We start from the raw sequence: 16,474 nt of genomic DNA, 5'->3' as shown, positions 1-16,474 counted from the left end.
CGTGCATGGCGACGATATAGTGGCAGAACGAGTTATGGAGTCTGCATCGCCATGCGCGGCCAAGGGCCGCAGCCTACAGTGGAAGCATAGTTAGAGTCACCTGCCGGGTACATGCGCTGTGAGACCGTTTGCGGCCAGGGATGGGCCTGATAAGAGTTTTTGCGTGTCTCACAGGCATGTGCCCGGCATGGCGACGGTATAGTGGCAGAACGAGTGATGGAGGCTGCACAGCCATGCGCGGCCAAGGGCCGCAGCCTACAGTGGTGACACCGATCGAGGCGGGAGTCGGGCGGGGTAACGGTACCGCATCGCACACGGGGTGCGCTCCCACGGGTATCAGGGGCGCCAGAGCAGCAGTGGGGGTTCGGCTTCGTTGCGGCCGTCCAGCCAGGCGAACAGCAGGTCGGTTTCGAAACCGGGCAGGACCTGCAGTTCCCGCCGCATGTCGCCTTCGCCCTCGGTACCGAACGGGATCAGCAGCACCTGCAGGTCTTCGCCCAACAGCTGCCACAGAAAGTGGCCGGTCTGGCTGATGATCTGCACCTCGCGCAGCCGGGCCAAATCCAGTTGCTCCATGCTGCGCCCGCCCGGGTACCAGACGGTAATGGCACGGTGTGACGTGCTGACCAGGTCGGGCTTGCAGTAGGCTGGAGGCTGGACAATATTCACTGGTAACTGTACCTGGTTGGCTGGACTGTGAATCAGGCCATTATGGCCGCCGCAGTCCAGCCTGACAAATCAGTCCTCGTCACCGGCCTCGTTCATGTCCAGTTCCTTGATCTTGCGGGTCAGGGTATTGCGCCCCCAGCCCAGCAACAAGGCCGCATCCCGCCGCCGCCCCGCCGTGTGTTTCAGGGCGACCTCGATCATGGTGCGCTCGAACATGGGGACTGCCGTATCCAGAATACTCTGGTGCCCCTGCGTCAGTTCCCGGTCGGCCCATTGCTTGAGGCCATCCACCCAGTGGCTGCTGGCCTGCTCGGCCTGTTCCTCGCTGATCAGCTCGGGCGGCAGGTCGTTGATGAACACTTCCCGTCCGGAGGCCATCACCGTGATCCAGCGGCAGGTGTTTTCCAGTTGGCGCACATTACCGGGCCACGGCAGGGAGCAGAGAAAATCCACCGTGTCCTTGCGCAGGGTTTTGGCCTCGACATCGAGCTCGTCGGCGGCCTTGGCCAGAAAGAACTCCAGCAGGCGGGGGATATCCTCGCGCCGGTCCGACAGGCGGGGGATGTGGATCCGGATGACATTGAGGCGGTGGAACAGGTCCTCCCGGAACCGGCCTTCACGGACCAGATGCTCCAGGTTCTGGTGCGTGGCGGCAATGATGCGCACATCCACCTTGATGGCGGTATGGCCGCCGACCCGGTAAAATTCGCCGTCAGCCAGCACGCGCAGCAGCCGGGTCTGGGTCTCGGCCGGCATGTCCCCGATCTCGTCCAGGAACAGGGTGCCGCCATTGGCCTGTTCGAAGCGGCCGGAACGCTGACCGGAGGCGCCGGTGAAGGCGCCCTTCTCGTGTCCGAACAGTTCCGACTCGATCAGGTCACGCGGTATGGCCGCCATATTCAATGCAATGAAACGATGCTCACGGCGCGGGCTGTGGCGATGCAGGGCCTGTGCCACCAGTTCCTTGCCGGTACCGGATTCACCATTGATCAGCACCGTGATGTTGGAGTGCGACAGGCGCCCAATGGCCCGAAACACTTCCTGCATGGCCGGCGCTTCACCAATGATCTCCTGCGTTTCGCGCGGGGCGCTCGCCGTCTGCTCGGTTCGCTGCTCCTGGGCGTGCTCGACGGCGCGTCGGATCAGTTCCACCGCTTCGGGGATGTCGAACGGCTTGGGCAGGTACTCGAAGGCGCCGCCCTGAAAAGAGGCCACCGCACTGTCGAGGTCCGAGTGTGCAGTCATAATGATGACCGGCAGTTCCGGGTGCCGGCTGTGAATCGCCTGCATCAGTTCCAGGCCATCCATGCCCTCCATGCGCACATCACTCAGAATAACAGTTGGATGCTCCCGTTCCAGTTGGCGCAGCATGCTCTCGCCATTGGCAAAGGACTCGCACTGCCACCCCTGCTTCTCCAGTGCCTTTTCAACGACCCAGCGGATGGACCTGTCATCGTCCACCACCCAGACTGATTCGGTTGAGGTCATTCCTGTGCTCCTATTGGCAAATACAGGGTGAACCGGGTTCGTCCCGGTTCACTTTCACAGTCAATTACGCCGGCGTGATGGGTGATCACCTGCTGGGCAATGGAAAGCCCCAGACCTGACCCCTGTGCCCGGCCACTGACCATGGGATAAAACATGTTTTCCATCAGTTCCCGGTCGATGCCGGGCCCATTGTCTTCAATGCGCACCTGCGCCACCAGTCGATGCCGGTGCTTGCCAATGGTGAACTGGCGGATGGCGCGGGTAGTGATACGCATACGCTTGTCCGGGTTGTCATCCTCCTGTGACTGCAGTGCCTCCATACCGTTACGGACAATATTGAGCACGGCCTGGATCAACTGCTCACGGTCAGCCGCCATTTCCGGCAGACTGGGGTCATAGTCGCGTTCGAAGGTGATCGTGGGCCCGGCCTCGGCCTGCATCAGTTTCAACACCCGCTCGACCACTTCATGGATGTTGGTGGGCGCCCACTTCGGCAGCCGGTTCGAACCCAGGATTCGGTCTACCAGGTTGCGCAGCCGATCAGCCTCGCCAATGATGACGCCTGTGTACTCATCGAACCGCTCGTCGCCCAGTTCGATCTGCAGCAATTGTGCCGCTCCGCGAATACCGCCCAGCGGGTTCTTCACCTCATGCGCCAGCCCGCGAACCAGAACCCGTGCCGCTTCCTGCTTGGCCAGAGAGGCTTCCTCGCGGCTGATTTTCAGAATCCGGTCCATGGACAGGAATTCCACCAGTACATAGGGCGGCCCATCGTCATGCAGGGGCGTCAGCGTGATATCAACGGTAATCCGGCTGCCGTCGGCCGCCAGGGTTAGCCGCTCCGAACGCTGGGTCGTCGGCACACCTTCCACCAGCACCCGTTCCAGCAGCTCGGCCAGCCCGTTGTCCGGGGTAAACAGCTGCCGCCAGCTCTGACCCTGGAGCTGGTTGCCACTGCGTGCAAACAGCGCTTCGGCGGAGGAGTTCATGTACTCGATATTCAGCTGTCCATTGAGCAGCACCAGGGCAGTTGCCTGGTGATCCACGATCCAACGAAACAGGTTGACGCTCAATCCGGGTTCCTCCTCATGCCGGGCGGACGGGGCCATGGTTTGACGCCCTGCTGGCTCTGGTAACTCGCATCGCAAAAATCAAGCCAGACCGCAACACCAGCGGAACCGGCTCCGCCGGCCAAAGCCTTGGTCAATATGCACCACTATAGTGCATAACCGGCAGAGACACCTGTCTTTCTGCACCATAATGAAACATTCGGCAGAAATCACGGTGCGGGATGGGGCGACACAGTTCCAGAAGGGCGTTTTTGGGGAGAAAGGCTGGCCCGGGGGACGGGCCAAACTGGTGCACGGCGGAGAACTAGAGCTGTTTCTCCCAGCGGACCCAGGTGATTCCGCCGTCTTCACGCGTGAGTTCCTGCTTGGTGAAGCCGAGCTTGTCAAAGAGGATGTCGGTGGAGGGTTGCTGACGGGTCTCAATAAACAGGGGACCCTCGAGCGACTTCATGATCTGCTCCACCATCTCGAAGGCGACACCACGGCGACGCGTGACCTGACGCACACAGAGCCCGATCAACTGCTGCCCGTCATCGGTCTTGCGAATGCCCACGGCACCGATGATGCGGTCATTGAACCAGCCACCCCAGATCTGCTCGCAGGGCTCGACCCAGGTGCGGATAAACTCTTCTGTGTCCAGGTTGCGGCGCATCCAGCCGGGGCTGTCTTCGTAGATCTTTTCCAGGTCCGATCGCTGAGCCGGATCCTTGATATCCAGCTTCTTGACGGTTACGGGCATGGTGGTCTCCTGTAAACTGTTTCCAACACTGGGCAGGCTGTGCTTTAGCCCGAGCAGTGGACTGGGTTATAATGGCTGCTTCGAGTTTAGCGCATTCTCTGTCAGGGAGTCTCCCCATTATGCCACGTACCGCCCAGGTGGAGCGGATCACCTCCGAAACCCAGGTCAGGATCAACCTCGATCTTGATGGCACCGGCAAGGCCGAGCTCAACTCCGGCATGCCGTTCATGGACCACATGCTGGATCAGATTGCCCGTCATGGTCTTATTGATCTGGCCGTGGAATGCCAGGGTGACACCCATATTGACGACCACCACAGTGCCGAGGATGTGGGTATCACCTTCGGCCAGGCCATTGCCAAGGCCATCGGTGACAAGAAGGGCATCACGCGCTATGGCCATGCCTATGTACCGCTGGACGAAGCACTGTCACGGGTGGTGATCGACTTTTCCGGCCGCCCGGGCCTGGCATACGACATTCCCTTTACCCGCGCCAGTGTCGGGGGTTTCGATGTGGACCTGTTCCAGGAGTTCTTCCAGGGCTTCGTGAACCACGCCTGGGTGACGCTGCACATCGACAACCTCAAGGGCAAGAACAGCCACCACCAGATCGAGACGGTGTTCAAGGCCTTTGGTCGCGCCCTGCGCATGGCGGTCACCATCGACCCTCGCAGTGCCGACAGCACGCCTTCGACCAAGGGTGTACTCTGATCCATGAGCACCATTGCAGTTATCGATTACGGCATGGGCAACCTGCACTCCGTGGCCAAGGCACTGGAGCATGTGGCCCCCGAACAGACCATCATCATCACCGGTGACCGGGCCCGCATAGCCGATGCAGAACGTGTGGTACTCCCCGGCGTCGGGGCCATGCGCGACTGCATCCGCGCCATGCAGGAAGCCGGCGTCGCCGAGTTGGTGCACGAAGTCAGCCGGGACCGCCCCTTTCTGGGCGTCTGCGTCGGCATGCAGGCCCTGCTGGAGCACAGCACGGAAAACGGCGGTGTGGATGCGCTGGGTCTGTTCCCGGGCCAGGTACAGCGTTTCGAGAGCGGTCTGATCGATGCCAACGGCGCCCCCTGCAAGGTACCGCACATGGGCTGGAACCAGGTCGAGCAGACGCTGGACCATCCGCTGTGGCACGGCATCGACAACGGCAGTCGCTTCTATTTTGTGCACAGCTACTATGCGCGCCCCGAACCTGCCGAGCAGGTGGCGGGGCTCTGTACTTATCAGGTCCCCTTTGCCGCGGCCATAGCCCGCGACAGCGTGTTTGCCACCCAGTTCCACCCGGAAAAGAGTGCCGACGCCGGCCTGCAACTGTATCGCAACTTTGCCCAATGGGACGGCCGCCGCTGACAGCGAACAGCGCCGGCAACGAATTCTGGAGACCACTATGCTCATTATTCCCGCCATCGACCTCAAGGATGGCCAGTGCGTGCGGTTGCGTCAGGGGCGCATGGAAGAGTCCACCGTGTACGGTGACGATCCGCTGGCCATGGCCACCCACTGGCGCGCGCAGGGCGGCCGCCGCCTGCACCTGGTGGACCTGAACGGCGCCTTTGCCGGCGAGCCGGTCAATGGCGATGCGGTGCGGGCCATTGCTCGCGAACACAGCGACATCCCAATCCAGATCGGCGGCGGCATTCGCTCGCTCGACACCATAGAGTTCTATCTGCAGGCCGGTGTGACTTACTGCATCATCGGCACCCAGGCGGTGCGCGACCCGGCCTTTGTACGCCAGGCCTGCGACGCCTTCCCCGGTCACATCATCGTGGGCCTGGATGCGCGTGACGGTCGGGTGGCCACCGAAGGCTGGGCCGATGTATCCACCGTGCTGGCCACCGACCTGGCCCGGCAGTTTGCCGACGATGGCGTCAGCGCCATTGTCTACACCGATATCAGCCGCGACGGTATGCTGCAGGGCGTCAACTGGGAGGCCACCATTGCTGTGGCAGCGGCCGGCAATATTCCGGTGATCGCCTCCGGCGGCGTCACCAACATGGATGATGTAGAACGCCTGGCCGAAACCCGTGATCAGGGCGTGATGGGAGCCATTACCGGGCGCGCCATCTACGAGGACACGCTGGATTTGAAAACAGCACAGGACTATCTGGACAGCAGGGCTCAATAGGCCTTTATGTTCCGGGTCCGGGTCGCCTGAGGGCGGATATGACCTGAGAAGGACACGCCGTGGATATGTCCCTGTAGGCTCGGCTGCAGGCCATATCCACCCTCGCGCCACCGACAGATCAGGTGGCACCACACCTGACAGCGTTGTTGAGGCACTGAGTGCCGGCAGAGGCTGACTGGTCAGACCGTATGCGGGAGGGACCCCGCATCCGAGCCTACAGGGATGTATTTACGGCGAGTCTGAACAGCCAGCCCCTGCCGGCACGGAAATACCAACCGAAGGCAAGACCACTCGAAACAGAGGCTAAGCACCATGGCACTGGCAAAACGCATTATTCCCTGTCTGGATGTAGACAAGGGCCGCGTCGTGAAAGGCGTCAACTTCGTCGGCATCCGCGATGCCGGCGACCCGGTGGAAGTGGCCAAGCGCTACAACGAACAGGGCGCCGACGAGATCACCATGCTCGACATCACCGCCACCCATGAAGGCCGTGAAACCATGGTCGACACCGTGCGTGCCATTGCCGGCCAGGTATTCATTCCCCTCACCACAGGGGGCGGCATTCGCACCTGCGAAGACATCCGCACCATGCTCAATGCGGGCGCCGACAAGGTGTCCATCAATTCGGCGGCGGTCCGCAACCCGGCCTTTGTCAGCGAAGCTTCAGAGCGCTTTGGCGCCCAGTGCATCGTGGTGGCCATCGATGCCAAACAGACCGGTCCGGAGCAGTGGGAGATCTTCACCCACGGCGGACGCAAGCCGACCGGCATTGATGCCGTGCAATGGGCGCGTGACATGGAAGACCGCGGGGCGGGTGAAATCCTGCTGACCAGCATGGACCGCGACGGCGTCAAGACCGGTTTTGATCTGGCCCTGACCCGGGCCGTGGCCGATGCGGTAACCATACCCGTGATCGCCTCCGGCGGCGTCGGCACGCTGGAACATCTGGCGGAAGGGGTGCTGCAGGGACACGCCGATGCCGTGCTGGCGGCGAGTATTTTTCACTTCGGAGAGTTTACGGTGCCGCAAGCCAAGCAGCACATGCAGAACCGCGGTATCGAAATGCGGCTGTAGATTCCCGGGGGCGTTATGCCACCCGGATATGCCAGGGCTCGAAACGCACGCCGAAGCGGTTGTCGACAGTATAGCGGATATTGGTATAACCCAGGCCCTGCAGCTCCTTGAACACATTCGTCTGCGCGAACTCTTCGGAGAAATTGCCCAGCCCCAGCCCATACTTGCCGACATCAAAGTCGCCGATGGCATGATAGGAGTACCCCGGTGGCGCCAGCGACCGGGAGGCCCGCGAGAGATTACCTTCGGTACGGATGGCCCGGGCCAGAAAGAGGTCGAACTGCTTGGGAATGCTGCGCACGCCCGAAGTGAGAATCAGGCTGTCACCGATATCAGTGGTCAGCCGGTTGAACAGATCAAGCGACTCGCCTCGGCGCAGAAAATGCCCGGAGCGCGGCACCTTCACCACCTCTTCCCGAATGATACGGGTTGTAATGTCGGTGCCAGTCCGGTCACCATAGAAGCCGAGATCACGGGCATCAGCATGGAAGAGCCCTTCCATGAATTCCAGCTCCCGAGCCTGAAAGCCGCCAATCTCGGAGGCATTGCGAGCGAAAGCCAGCATGTCATCCCAGGCCAGGATATTGAAATTGCCGAAGCCGACATACTCGCGCACGGCTTCAATGCGACGGGCCGTGGCCAGCAGGGTGTCCCACTCTTCACCGGTCAGGATGATATCTTCCGGGTGATCGGCATCCGGGTCCCGAATGCGCGCCAGGTAACGTTCATCCAGTTCGTCTTCGGCGCCGGTATAGGCGTCTTCTGCCGCCCGCGCCACAGCTTCCTGATGCTGGTCGATGCGCTGCTGATGGCGCAACTCGTCGGCAAGCCGCTCCAGATGCTCCAGATTCATGTCAGGCTTGGTGGAGCGCATGAGCTCCTCCAGCGATATGCCGGCTTCATCCCGGGCGATTTCCAGGTGCACACGATGCGCAACCTCTTCGCGCGTCATGTGACGTTCGGGCATCTGAGCCAGTTCCTGGTCCACACTCAGGGGGGCAGCATGAGCACCATGGCGGTGCTGCCACAGATAGGAGCCACTGGCCACGGCAGCGCCAGTCACGAACATCCCCTCCAAAAAGGTTCTGCGCTTGATTCCGTTTCCTTCACACACCGGCTACTACGCTCCCAAAGATGTTATGTTGTAACACTTTACTACTGATTCCATTGAAAGACAAAACCGTGCTATCAGGATTTTCGGACAGACCCATGCATAGACTAGCCAATTTTACCATTTTACGCCGCCAATTTTTCAATTCGTGTCAACGAATCTCGTCACAAATCAGGCTAAAGCGTATACTGCCTGCTCCACCTGACCACATCGGCCGTTTGGTATCAGTCTGAAGAGGATATATGGAGTTCATCGCACATCGTGGTCTCTCCGGCGCCGCACCGGAGAATACGGCAGCGGCTTTCAACGAGGCAGCCTCGCTGGGCTTTCGCAATGTTGAACTGGATGTTCTGTTTACTGCCGACGATGTACCCGTGGTGTGCCATGACGACGACCTGAACCGTTTCGGCCATCAGGTTCTTGTCAGCCAGCAGCCCTGGACTACCCTGCAGACGCTGGATATGGGCAGTTGGTATGGCCCGTCATTCCACGGCGAGCGCCTGCTTACGCTGGATGCCGCGCTGGACCAGCTGAGCCGGCAGTTTGACTGTATCAATATCGAACTCAAGCCGGAACTCAACGGCCATTTGACCGGGCCCCGCTCACTGCGTCTGACCGAGCAACTGGCAAGGGCGCGGGCGCAGGGCCTGGCCTTGCTGATGTCCTCCTTCGACCCGCGCCTGGTCAGTTGGTGTCAGCAGCATTGCCCCGAACTGCCCAGGGCCGTATTGGTGGAAGGGCCACTGACCCGGGCCCATGAACAACTGGCCGACCTCACCGGTGCCAGCGCAGTGCATCTGGACAACGACTACCTCAAGGCCGAAGACATCAGCCGTATCAAGGCTCAGGGCCTGACCGCACGGGCCTACACCGTGAATGAGCCAGCCCGCGCCAGAGCGCTGAAACAATGGGGTTGCGACGGCATCTTCACCGACATCCTGAGCCCGGGATCCGCGCCCTGATGAGCACCGCCACGCCGACGGAAGTGGGCCTGTTGCTGGCCCCGGGGTTCTCGGTAGGCAGTCTGGGTGCCCTGCTGGACGTTTTCCGCGCCCTGCAGGAACTGGAAACACCTGACCTGAAGATGTCCGTGTTCGCCGCTCCGGGCACCCAGGCCGACGACTGGCCCTACCCCTGGCCAGCGGCGGACCTGCCGCCAGCCCTGCCGGAACGCATACGGCACTGGTTTGTCATTGGCGGTCCGGCGCGGTTGCCCGACCCCCAGCATCCGCTGTATCACCTGCTGGCTACCGGCAGCCGCTATGCCTGCTGGGCCGGCATAGCCCATGGCAGCCTCTGGCTGGCAGCCACCGGTCTGCTGGATGGGCACGAGGCCACGCTCAACACACCGGAGGACGAATACCTGCCCTGGCTGGGGCGCGTCCGGCGCTGTGCCCGCGTGGTCTGTGCAGACCGCGACCGCTTTACCTGCCTGAGCAACAGCGCTGCGCGCGACCTGGGGCTGGCCTGGGTGACCCACTGTTTCAGCGCTGCCCTGGCCAACCAGGTCGACAGCTATCTGCTGGCCGAGCGCACACCGACCGAGCGCGCTCCCTTCACCGCCTCCCGGCATCTGCCCGACAGCCTGCGCGAAGCCAACAGCCTGATGCACAGCAATATTCAGGAACCCCTGAGTGCCGATGAAGTGGCGTCTCTGGTCGGTGTATCCAGACGCCAGCTGGAACGCTGGTACAAGGAGTACTTCAACTCTTCCCCGGCGCGCTACTACCTGCAGATTCGGCTGGAGCAGGCACGGCACATGCTGCTGAACACCCACCTGTCGATTGCCGAAATAGCCGTCACTACCGGTTTTTCCAGCCCTGCGCACTTCGCCACCTGCTACCGCAAGGCCTTCGGCCAGTCCCCTTCTGCCGCCCGCCAGCGCCCCTCACGCTGAAGCGGCGCATTTGTAGAATCGAAGGTCGCATTCAGAAACACCCTGCTTGCGGGCCGACGGTACACTGATTTCAATCCATGAATTCCCGCCTGCCCCATGGGCAGATACTGACAGCAAGGTGAAGCACTATGTCGCAGCAGCATCCGGACCGGTCCGTTTTCGATCAGGTCATGACCCCCAATTACGCACCGGTAGACGTTATTCCGGTGCGTGGCCGCGGCGCACGACTCTGGGACCAGCATGGGCGCGAATACATCGACCTGGCCGGCGGCATTGCCGTCAATTCCCTGGGCCATTGCCATCCGGAGCTGGTGGCAGAACTGAAAGCCCAGGCTGACGAGCTGTGGCATCTGTCCAATGTCTACACCAACGAACCGGCCCTGCGTCTGGCACAGACCCTGTGCGACCTGACCTTTGCCGACAAGGTCTATTTCTGCAACTCCGGTGCCGAAGCCAATGAGGCCGCCCTGAAGCTGGCCCGGCGCAAGGCCTGGGCCGATGTGGGTGAAGCCAAGCACGAGATCATTTCCACTCGCGGCTCCTTTCACGGTCGGACCCTGTTCACCGTGACCGTTGGCGGGCAGGAGAAATACACCGAAGGCTTCCGGCCCGCCCCTCAGGGCATCACCCATGTGTCCTACAACGACATCGCGGCGCTGGAAGCTGCCATCAGTGACCGCACCTGTGCCGTCATGCTGGAGCCCGTGCAGGGCGAAGGCGGTGTCCGGCCGGCCGACCGGGCCTACCTGGAGGCAGCCCGACGCCTGTGCGACCAGCACAATGCGCTGCTGATCTTCGACGAAGTGCAGACCGGCGTGGGTCGCTGTGGCGAGCTCTATGCCTATATGCACTATGGCGTGACGCCGGATATCCTGACCACGGCCAAGTCCCTGGGCGGCGGCTTTCCCATCGGCGCCATGCTGACTACAGACGATGCGGCCCAGGCCCTGATTGTGGGCACGCATGGTTCCACCTACGGCGGCAACCCGCTGGCCTGTCGCGTTGCCTCCAAGGTGCTGGAAGTCGTCACCCGTGATGAAGTGCGGGCCAATGTGACCGCCCGCCACCAGCAGCTGAAAGCTGGCCTGGAAGCCATCAACAGCCGCCATGGCGTTTTCAGCGAGATTCGCGGCATGGGCCTGCTGCTGGGGGCAGAGCTGACCCCGGCCTGGGAAGGCAAGGCCAAGCTGTTTCTGCAGGCCGCGCTCAAGGAAGGCCTGATGATCCTGGTCGCAGGACCCAGCGTGCTGCGCATGGCGCCCTCACTGCTGGTCACCGAAGCAGACATAGCGGCTGCACTGGACCTGCTGGGGCGTGCCATCGAGCAGGTGAAGGCCGAGACGGAAGCGGCCTGAGCCACTACGGAGACAACACCATGTGGCACATCAAACCGCTGACAGCGGCGGATCTCGGGGCGCTGGAAGCATTGCTGCATGCCAACCCGTTGCGCCTGAGCACCCTGCCGGCCGTGCGTGATCAACTGGCAGAGCGCATCGCAGCGGCCGAGCAGGGCTTTGCCGGCCTGGATGGTGAAGCCACGCTGCTGTTCGGCCTGCGCGACCACGAGGACAGCCTGCTTGGCGTCGCCGGCATTCAACCCTATGCCGGTGGCGACGAGCCGTTCTACAGCTACCGCATCGACGAGCTGGTGCATGCCTCGCGTCATCTGGGTATCAACCAGCGCCAGTCTGTGCTCTATCTGTCGCATGAACTGACCGGCCTGACCAGCCTCTGCTCCTTCTCGCTGACACCGTCGCTGCGTGACTCCCAGGCCTTCGAGCTGCTGAGCCGCTCGCGCCTGCTCTATATCGCCTCCCACCGCCATGCCTTTGCAGACGAGCTGGTGGTGGAGATTCAGGGCATCTGGGACAACGAGGGCCAGAGCGAGTTCTGGAAGAATGTCGGCGAGCTGTTTTTCGGCCTCGACTTCATTACCGCCGACCATCAGTGCGCACTGCACGGCAAGACTGTCATTGCCGAACTGCTGCCACCCTACCCCATCTATCAGACGCTGCTGTCCGCAGCGGCCCAGCAGGCCATTGCCCGCCACCACCCCGGCGCGGAGCGCACCGTACGCTGGCTGGAGCACGAAGGCCTGTACAAGACCCGCTTTGTCGACCCCTTTGATGCCGGGCCCACCTATCGGGGCCGCGTCGATGATCTGGCCAGCCTGCAGAGTCTGTGTTCGGTAACCTCTGTACAGCAGGGTCAGCCGACCCGGAGCACCCCGCTGTTGCTCGCCCAGGGCACCGGCAGTGATTTTGTCTGCCGCCTGGTGCAGGGCGACCTGCAGGCGGACAGCCTGATCACCGACACCGATCTGACCGACACCCGACCCGGCCTGGTGCTGCCGCTGGAGACTCACTGATGGCCATTATCCGCCCTATTGCCGCACAGGACCTGGATACTCTGGTCGATATGGCGCGCGAATCCGGCGTCGGCGTCACCAGCCTGCCGGACAACCCGGAACTGATGGAACGCAAGCTCAATCGCGCCGTGGCATCCTTCCAGCAGAAGCTGTCACCGGAAGAAGCCCACTATCTCTTTGTGCTGCAGGAAACCCCGGACGGCCCGCCGGTCGGACTGTGCGGCATCGAGGCCCGTATCGGCCGCGATGAAGTCTGGTACAACTACCGCATGGGTGAGGTGATTCAGGCTTCCAAGGCGCTGGGACTGTATCGGCGCACCCTGACACTGTTTCTCAGCAATGACCTGACCGGCGCCACCGAACTCGGTTCGCTGTATCTGCGCGAGCCCAATCGGCGTCATCGCAATGGCTCCGTGTTGTCCAAGGTGCGCTACCTGTTCCTGGCCGCCTTTCCGGAACTGTTCAGCGAGCGTGTCATCGCCGAAATGCGTGGCTACTCGGATGCCGATGGTCATTCACCCTTCTGGGAAGGCCTGGGGCGCCAGTTTTTCAATATGGAATTCTCCGATGCCGACTTTCTGACCGGCTCGGGGGACAAGGTCTTCATTGCCGAGCTGATGCCCAAGTTCCCCATCTATGTGCCCATGCTGCCGCCCGAGGCCCAGGCCACCATCGGCCAGGTGCACCCGCACACCCAGCCTGCCCTGTCGATGCTGGAGGCCGAGGGTTTTCGCAAGAACGGCTTTGTCGACATCTTTGATGCCGGCCCGGCAGTACAGGCCGAACTGCACCGCATTGGCGGGGTGCGTCGCAGTGAGCGCCTGCACGCCCATATCGTCGAGCGCCGGGCCAGTCTGGAAGCGCCGCGTCCCGAATGGTTGCTGGGCAACGAGCGCTTTTCCGGTTTCCGGGCCATCAGTGTGGCCAGAGTGCACCGCGACGGCCCCCGCATCGAACTTACCCCGGAAGAAGCCGACGCGCTGCAGATCAGTGCCGGCGACCCGGTCCGGGTCATGAACCTGAAACCACAGGAGCCACATGATGGCTGATACCCACTTTATTGATGGCCACTGGCAAAGCAGCCAGGGGGCAACATTCGAGTCCCGCAACCCGGTTGACAATGATCTGGTCTGGACCGGCCAGGAAGCCGCGCTCGATACCGTGGATCAGGCCGTCCAGGCCGCCAACCAGGCTTTCCGCAGCTGGAAGCGCACACCGCTCGCCGACCGTCTGGCCGTGCTGGAGCGCTTTCGTGCCCTGCTGGGCGAACACAGCGAGGCCCTGGCCACCCTGATCGCCCGTGAAACCGGCAAACCGATCTGGGAAAGCCGTACCGAAATCGGTGCCATGCAGGGCAAGATCGAACTGTCGGTCAAGGCCTACCATGAGCGTACCGGCGAGCATGCCACCCTGCTGGAGGGCGGCCAGCGCATTCTGCGCCATCGCCCGCATGGCGTCATGGCAGTGTTCGGACCCTACAACTTTCCCGGCCATCTGCCCAACGGGCATATCGTACCGGCGCTGATTGCCGGCAATACCGTGGTGTTCAAACCGTCGGAACAGACGCCGGCCACGGCCGAAATGACGGTGCGCCTGTGGCAGGAAGCTGGCCTGCCACCCGGGGTCATCAACCTGGTGCAGGGCGCGCGCGCCACCGGCGAGGCCTTGTCCACGCACCCGGCCGTCAATGGCATTCTGTTTACCGGCTCACCACAGACAGGCATTGCCATCCAGGCTGCCATCCGCAGCCAGCCGCAGAAGATCCTGGCCCTGGAAATGGGCGGCAACAACCCGCTGATCATCGGCTCTGATGTCGACAGCGAGGCCGCCATCTGGGCCACCCTGCAATCGGCCTTTGTCAGTGCCGGTCAGCGCTGCACCTGTGCCCGCCGCCTCCTGGTGCCCAGTGGCGCCGCCGGCGACGAATGGCTGGACCAGTTGGTCGCCGCTGCCGGGCGGTTGCAGGTCGGCGCCTGGGACTCCGACCCGCAGCCCTTCATGGGTTCGGTCATCAATGCCGCTACGGCCCAGCGTCTGCAACAGGCCCAGCAGGGTTGGCTGGATCAGGGCGGCAAGGCCCTGCTCAAGCTGCAGGCCGGTGCCGCGCCCACTCTGCTCAGCCCGGGTATTGTCGACCTCAGTGGCATCGAGGTCGCCGATGAAGAGTTCTTCGGGCCGCTGCTCAGCGTGCGCCGCTACACCCGCTTCGAAGAAGCCATTGAACTGGCCAACCAGACCCGTTTCGGGCTCTCGGCCGGGCTGCTCAGCAACAATGCCGACGAATACGAGGCCTTCATCACCGATATTCGCGCCGGCATTGTCAACTGGAATCAGCCCATCACCGGCGCCAGTTCCGCCATGCCGTTCGGGGGCACCGGCCTGAGCGGCAACTACCGACCCAGTGCCTGGTATGCGGCCGACTATTGCGCCTATCCGGTGGCCTCGCTGGAACAGACGCAACTGCAACGGCCGGCGCAACTGCCACCGGGAATGACGCTATGACTGCCGCAGAAGTGAACTTTGACGGCCTGGTCGGGCCCACACACAACTATGCCGGCCTGTCCTACGGCAATATTGCCTCCGAGCGCCATCAGCACCTGGCGGCGAGCCCGAAGAAGGCCGCCCTGCAGGGACTGGACAAGATGGAAGCCGTGGCCGGCATGGGTCTGATACAGGGCCTGCTGCCGCCGCATGAACGCCCGCATATGCCCAGTCTGCGGGCGCTGGGCTTCAGCGGCAGTGATGCCGAGGTGCTGCAGCGAGCGGCCACCGAGGCCCCGGTACTGCTGTCGGCGGTGTGCTCTGCGTCCGCCATGTGGACCGCCAATGCGGCGACCGTATCCAGCAGTGTGGACACCGCCGACGGCCGGGTGCACCTGACCACGGCCAACCTGAATGCCAAGTTCCATCGTTCCATCGAGCACCCCGGCACCACCCGGGCGCTGCGGGCCATTTTCCATGATCCGAAGCACTTCCAGGTGCATGACGCCCTGCCGGCCAACCCGCATTTCGGTGACGAGGGTGCGGCCAACCATACCCGTTTCTGCGCCGGCTATGATCAGCCCGGCGTCGAACTCTATGTCTATGGCCGGGCAGCCTTCAATCCGGCGGCACCCAGGCCGCAGCGCTACCCGGCACGGCAGACTCTGGAGGCCAGTGCCGCCATCGCCCGCCGGCATGGCCTGACCGCCGGGCATGTGGTGCTGGCCCAGCAGAACCCGGCGGTCATCGATCAGGGCGTGTTCCACAATGACGTCATCGCCGTCGGCAACCGCAATGTGCTGCTCTATCACGAGCAGGCCTTTCTCAATACGGATGCGGTGCTGGCTGAGCTGGGTACCAAGCTACAGGGTGCCGACCTGATACCGGTCTGTATCCGCACCGACCAGTTGCCGGTCGAGGAAGCGGTCACCAGCTATCTGTTCAACAGCCAGCTGATTTCGCTGAGCGACACCGAAATGGCATTGGTAGTACCGAAAGAGTGTGAGGACTCACCCCGGGTATGGGCCCTGCTCAACGAACTGACAGAGGATTCTGCCAACCCGATTACCCAGATCAGGGTGATGGATCTCAAGCAGAGCATGCGCAACGGCGGCGGCCCCGCCTGCCTGCGCCTGCGTGTGGTCCTCAGCGAAGCGGAACAGAAGGCCGTGGAGCACTGCCTGATCACGCCCGAGCTGGTCCGGACACTGCGCGGCTGGGTGGAAAAGCACTACCGGGACGAACTGTCCCAGGCCGACCTCGCCGACCCGCAGCTGCTGATCGAATCCCGCACCGCGCTGGATGAACTGACGCAGATTCTCAAGCTGGGGTCGATTTACGACTTTCAGCTTTGAAATAAGTCGACAGTAGACGGTAGACGGTAGACGGTAGACGGTAGACGGTAGACGGTAGACGGTAGACGGTAGACGGTAGACGGTAGACG

General features: G+C 62.5%; 16 protein-coding genes. 11 read left to right on the top strand and 5 right to left on the bottom strand.

Annotated features, from left to right (window positions below; translation table 11 throughout):
- Positions 1 to 336: 336 nt before the first annotated feature.
- The 4 genes from E4656_RS12715 to E4656_RS12700 form a co-directional block, all read right to left on the bottom strand.
- Complete coding sequence (locus E4656_RS12715) at positions 337 to 669, bottom strand: hypothetical protein (protein ID WP_135483669.1); 333 nt, start codon at positions 667 to 669, stop codon at positions 337 to 339.
- Positions 670 to 738: 69 nt separating this feature from the next.
- The gene (gene ntrC, locus E4656_RS12710) at positions 739 to 2,157 is read right to left on the bottom strand and encodes a nitrogen regulation protein NR(I) (RefSeq protein ID WP_135483668.1); all 1,419 of its coding nucleotides are present in this window, start codon (positions 2,155 to 2,157) and stop codon (positions 739 to 741) included.
- On the bottom strand, positions 2,154 to 3,230 hold the full coding sequence (glnL, locus tag E4656_RS12705; RefSeq protein WP_240753985.1) for a nitrogen regulation protein NR(II): 1,077 nt from the start codon (positions 3,228 to 3,230) through the stop codon (positions 2,154 to 2,156). The genes ntrC and glnL overlap by 4 nt, the downstream gene beginning before the upstream one ends.
- Before the next feature lie 301 nt (positions 3,231 to 3,531).
- Positions 3,532 to 3,966, bottom strand: a complete 435-nt coding sequence (locus E4656_RS12700) for an acetyl-CoA sensor PanZ family protein (protein ID WP_135483666.1) — start codon at positions 3,964 to 3,966, stop codon at positions 3,532 to 3,534.
- Between the two features lie 119 nt (positions 3,967 to 4,085).
- On the opposite strand from E4656_RS12700, the gene hisB reads away from it, so the two are divergent.
- The 4 genes from hisB (at position 4,086) to hisF (ending at position 7,173) form a co-directional block, all read left to right on the top strand.
- Positions 4,086 to 4,676, top strand: coding sequence for an imidazoleglycerol-phosphate dehydratase HisB (gene hisB, locus E4656_RS12695; RefSeq protein ID WP_135483665.1), 591 nt, complete (start codon positions 4,086 to 4,088; stop codon positions 4,674 to 4,676).
- 3 nt (positions 4,677 to 4,679) lie between these two features.
- The gene (hisH, locus tag E4656_RS12690) at positions 4,680 to 5,324 is read left to right on the top strand and encodes an imidazole glycerol phosphate synthase subunit HisH (RefSeq protein ID WP_135483664.1); all 645 of its coding nucleotides are present in this window, start codon (positions 4,680 to 4,682) and stop codon (positions 5,322 to 5,324) included.
- Positions 5,325 to 5,361: 37 nt separating this feature from the next.
- Positions 5,362 to 6,099: a 1-(5-phosphoribosyl)-5-[(5-phosphoribosylamino)methylideneamino]imidazole-4-carboxamide isomerase gene (hisA, locus tag E4656_RS12685; protein WP_135483663.1), complete on the top strand. Its 738-nt coding sequence runs from the start codon at positions 5,362 to 5,364 to the stop codon at positions 6,097 to 6,099.
- 312 nt (positions 6,100 to 6,411) lie between these two features.
- Positions 6,412 to 7,173, top strand: coding sequence for an imidazole glycerol phosphate synthase subunit HisF (hisF, locus tag E4656_RS12680; protein WP_135483662.1), 762 nt, complete (start codon positions 6,412 to 6,414; stop codon positions 7,171 to 7,173).
- A gap of 13 nt (positions 7,174 to 7,186) precedes the next feature.
- On the opposite strand, the gene E4656_RS12675 is transcribed toward hisF, so the two are convergent.
- Positions 7,187 to 8,236, bottom strand: coding sequence for a M15 family metallopeptidase (locus E4656_RS12675; protein WP_167856054.1), 1,050 nt, complete (start codon positions 8,234 to 8,236; stop codon positions 7,187 to 7,189).
- 290 nt (positions 8,237 to 8,526) lie between these two features.
- Between E4656_RS12675 and E4656_RS12670 the strand changes: the two genes are divergently transcribed.
- From E4656_RS12670 to astB, 7 genes are all read left to right on the top strand, one after another.
- Positions 8,527 to 9,246 (top strand): glycerophosphodiester phosphodiesterase family protein, encoded by a 720-nt coding sequence (locus E4656_RS12670; protein WP_135483660.1) that lies wholly within the window; start codon positions 8,527 to 8,529, stop codon positions 9,244 to 9,246.
- On the top strand, positions 9,246 to 10,181 hold the full coding sequence (locus E4656_RS12665) for a GlxA family transcriptional regulator (RefSeq protein WP_167856053.1): 936 nt from the start codon (positions 9,246 to 9,248) through the stop codon (positions 10,179 to 10,181). The genes E4656_RS12670 and E4656_RS12665 overlap by 1 nt, the downstream gene beginning before the upstream one ends.
- A gap of 128 nt (positions 10,182 to 10,309) precedes the next feature.
- Complete coding sequence (locus E4656_RS12660) at positions 10,310 to 11,536, top strand: aspartate aminotransferase family protein (protein ID WP_135483658.1); 1,227 nt, start codon at positions 10,310 to 10,312, stop codon at positions 11,534 to 11,536.
- Positions 11,537 to 11,556: 20 nt separating this feature from the next.
- Positions 11,557 to 12,549 carry an arginine N-succinyltransferase gene (locus E4656_RS12655; RefSeq protein ID WP_135483657.1) on the top strand — a complete coding sequence of 331 codons (993 nt, stop codon included), beginning with the start codon at positions 11,557 to 11,559 and terminating at the stop codon, positions 12,547 to 12,549.
- Complete coding sequence (gene astA, locus E4656_RS12650; protein ID WP_135483656.1) at positions 12,549 to 13,598, top strand: arginine N-succinyltransferase; 1,050 nt, start codon at positions 12,549 to 12,551, stop codon at positions 13,596 to 13,598. Before E4656_RS12655 ends, astA begins: the two co-directional genes overlap by 1 nt.
- The gene (gene astD / locus E4656_RS12645; protein WP_135483888.1) at positions 13,591 to 15,051 is read left to right on the top strand and encodes a succinylglutamate-semialdehyde dehydrogenase; all 1,461 of its coding nucleotides are present in this window, start codon (positions 13,591 to 13,593) and stop codon (positions 15,049 to 15,051) included. The genes astA and astD overlap by 8 nt, the downstream gene beginning before the upstream one ends.
- Positions 15,048 to 16,385 carry an N-succinylarginine dihydrolase gene (astB, locus tag E4656_RS12640; RefSeq protein WP_135483655.1) on the top strand — a complete coding sequence of 446 codons (1,338 nt, stop codon included), beginning with the start codon at positions 15,048 to 15,050 and terminating at the stop codon, positions 16,383 to 16,385. Before astD ends, astB begins: the two co-directional genes overlap by 4 nt.
- Positions 16,386 to 16,474 lie beyond the last annotated feature (89 nt).

It is taken from the genome of Natronospirillum operosum (assembly GCF_004768465.1).
GTDB lineage: Bacteria > Pseudomonadota > Gammaproteobacteria > Pseudomonadales > Natronospirillaceae > Natronospirillum > Natronospirillum operosum.
This window is presented reverse-complemented; position numbering and strand designations above follow the sequence as displayed.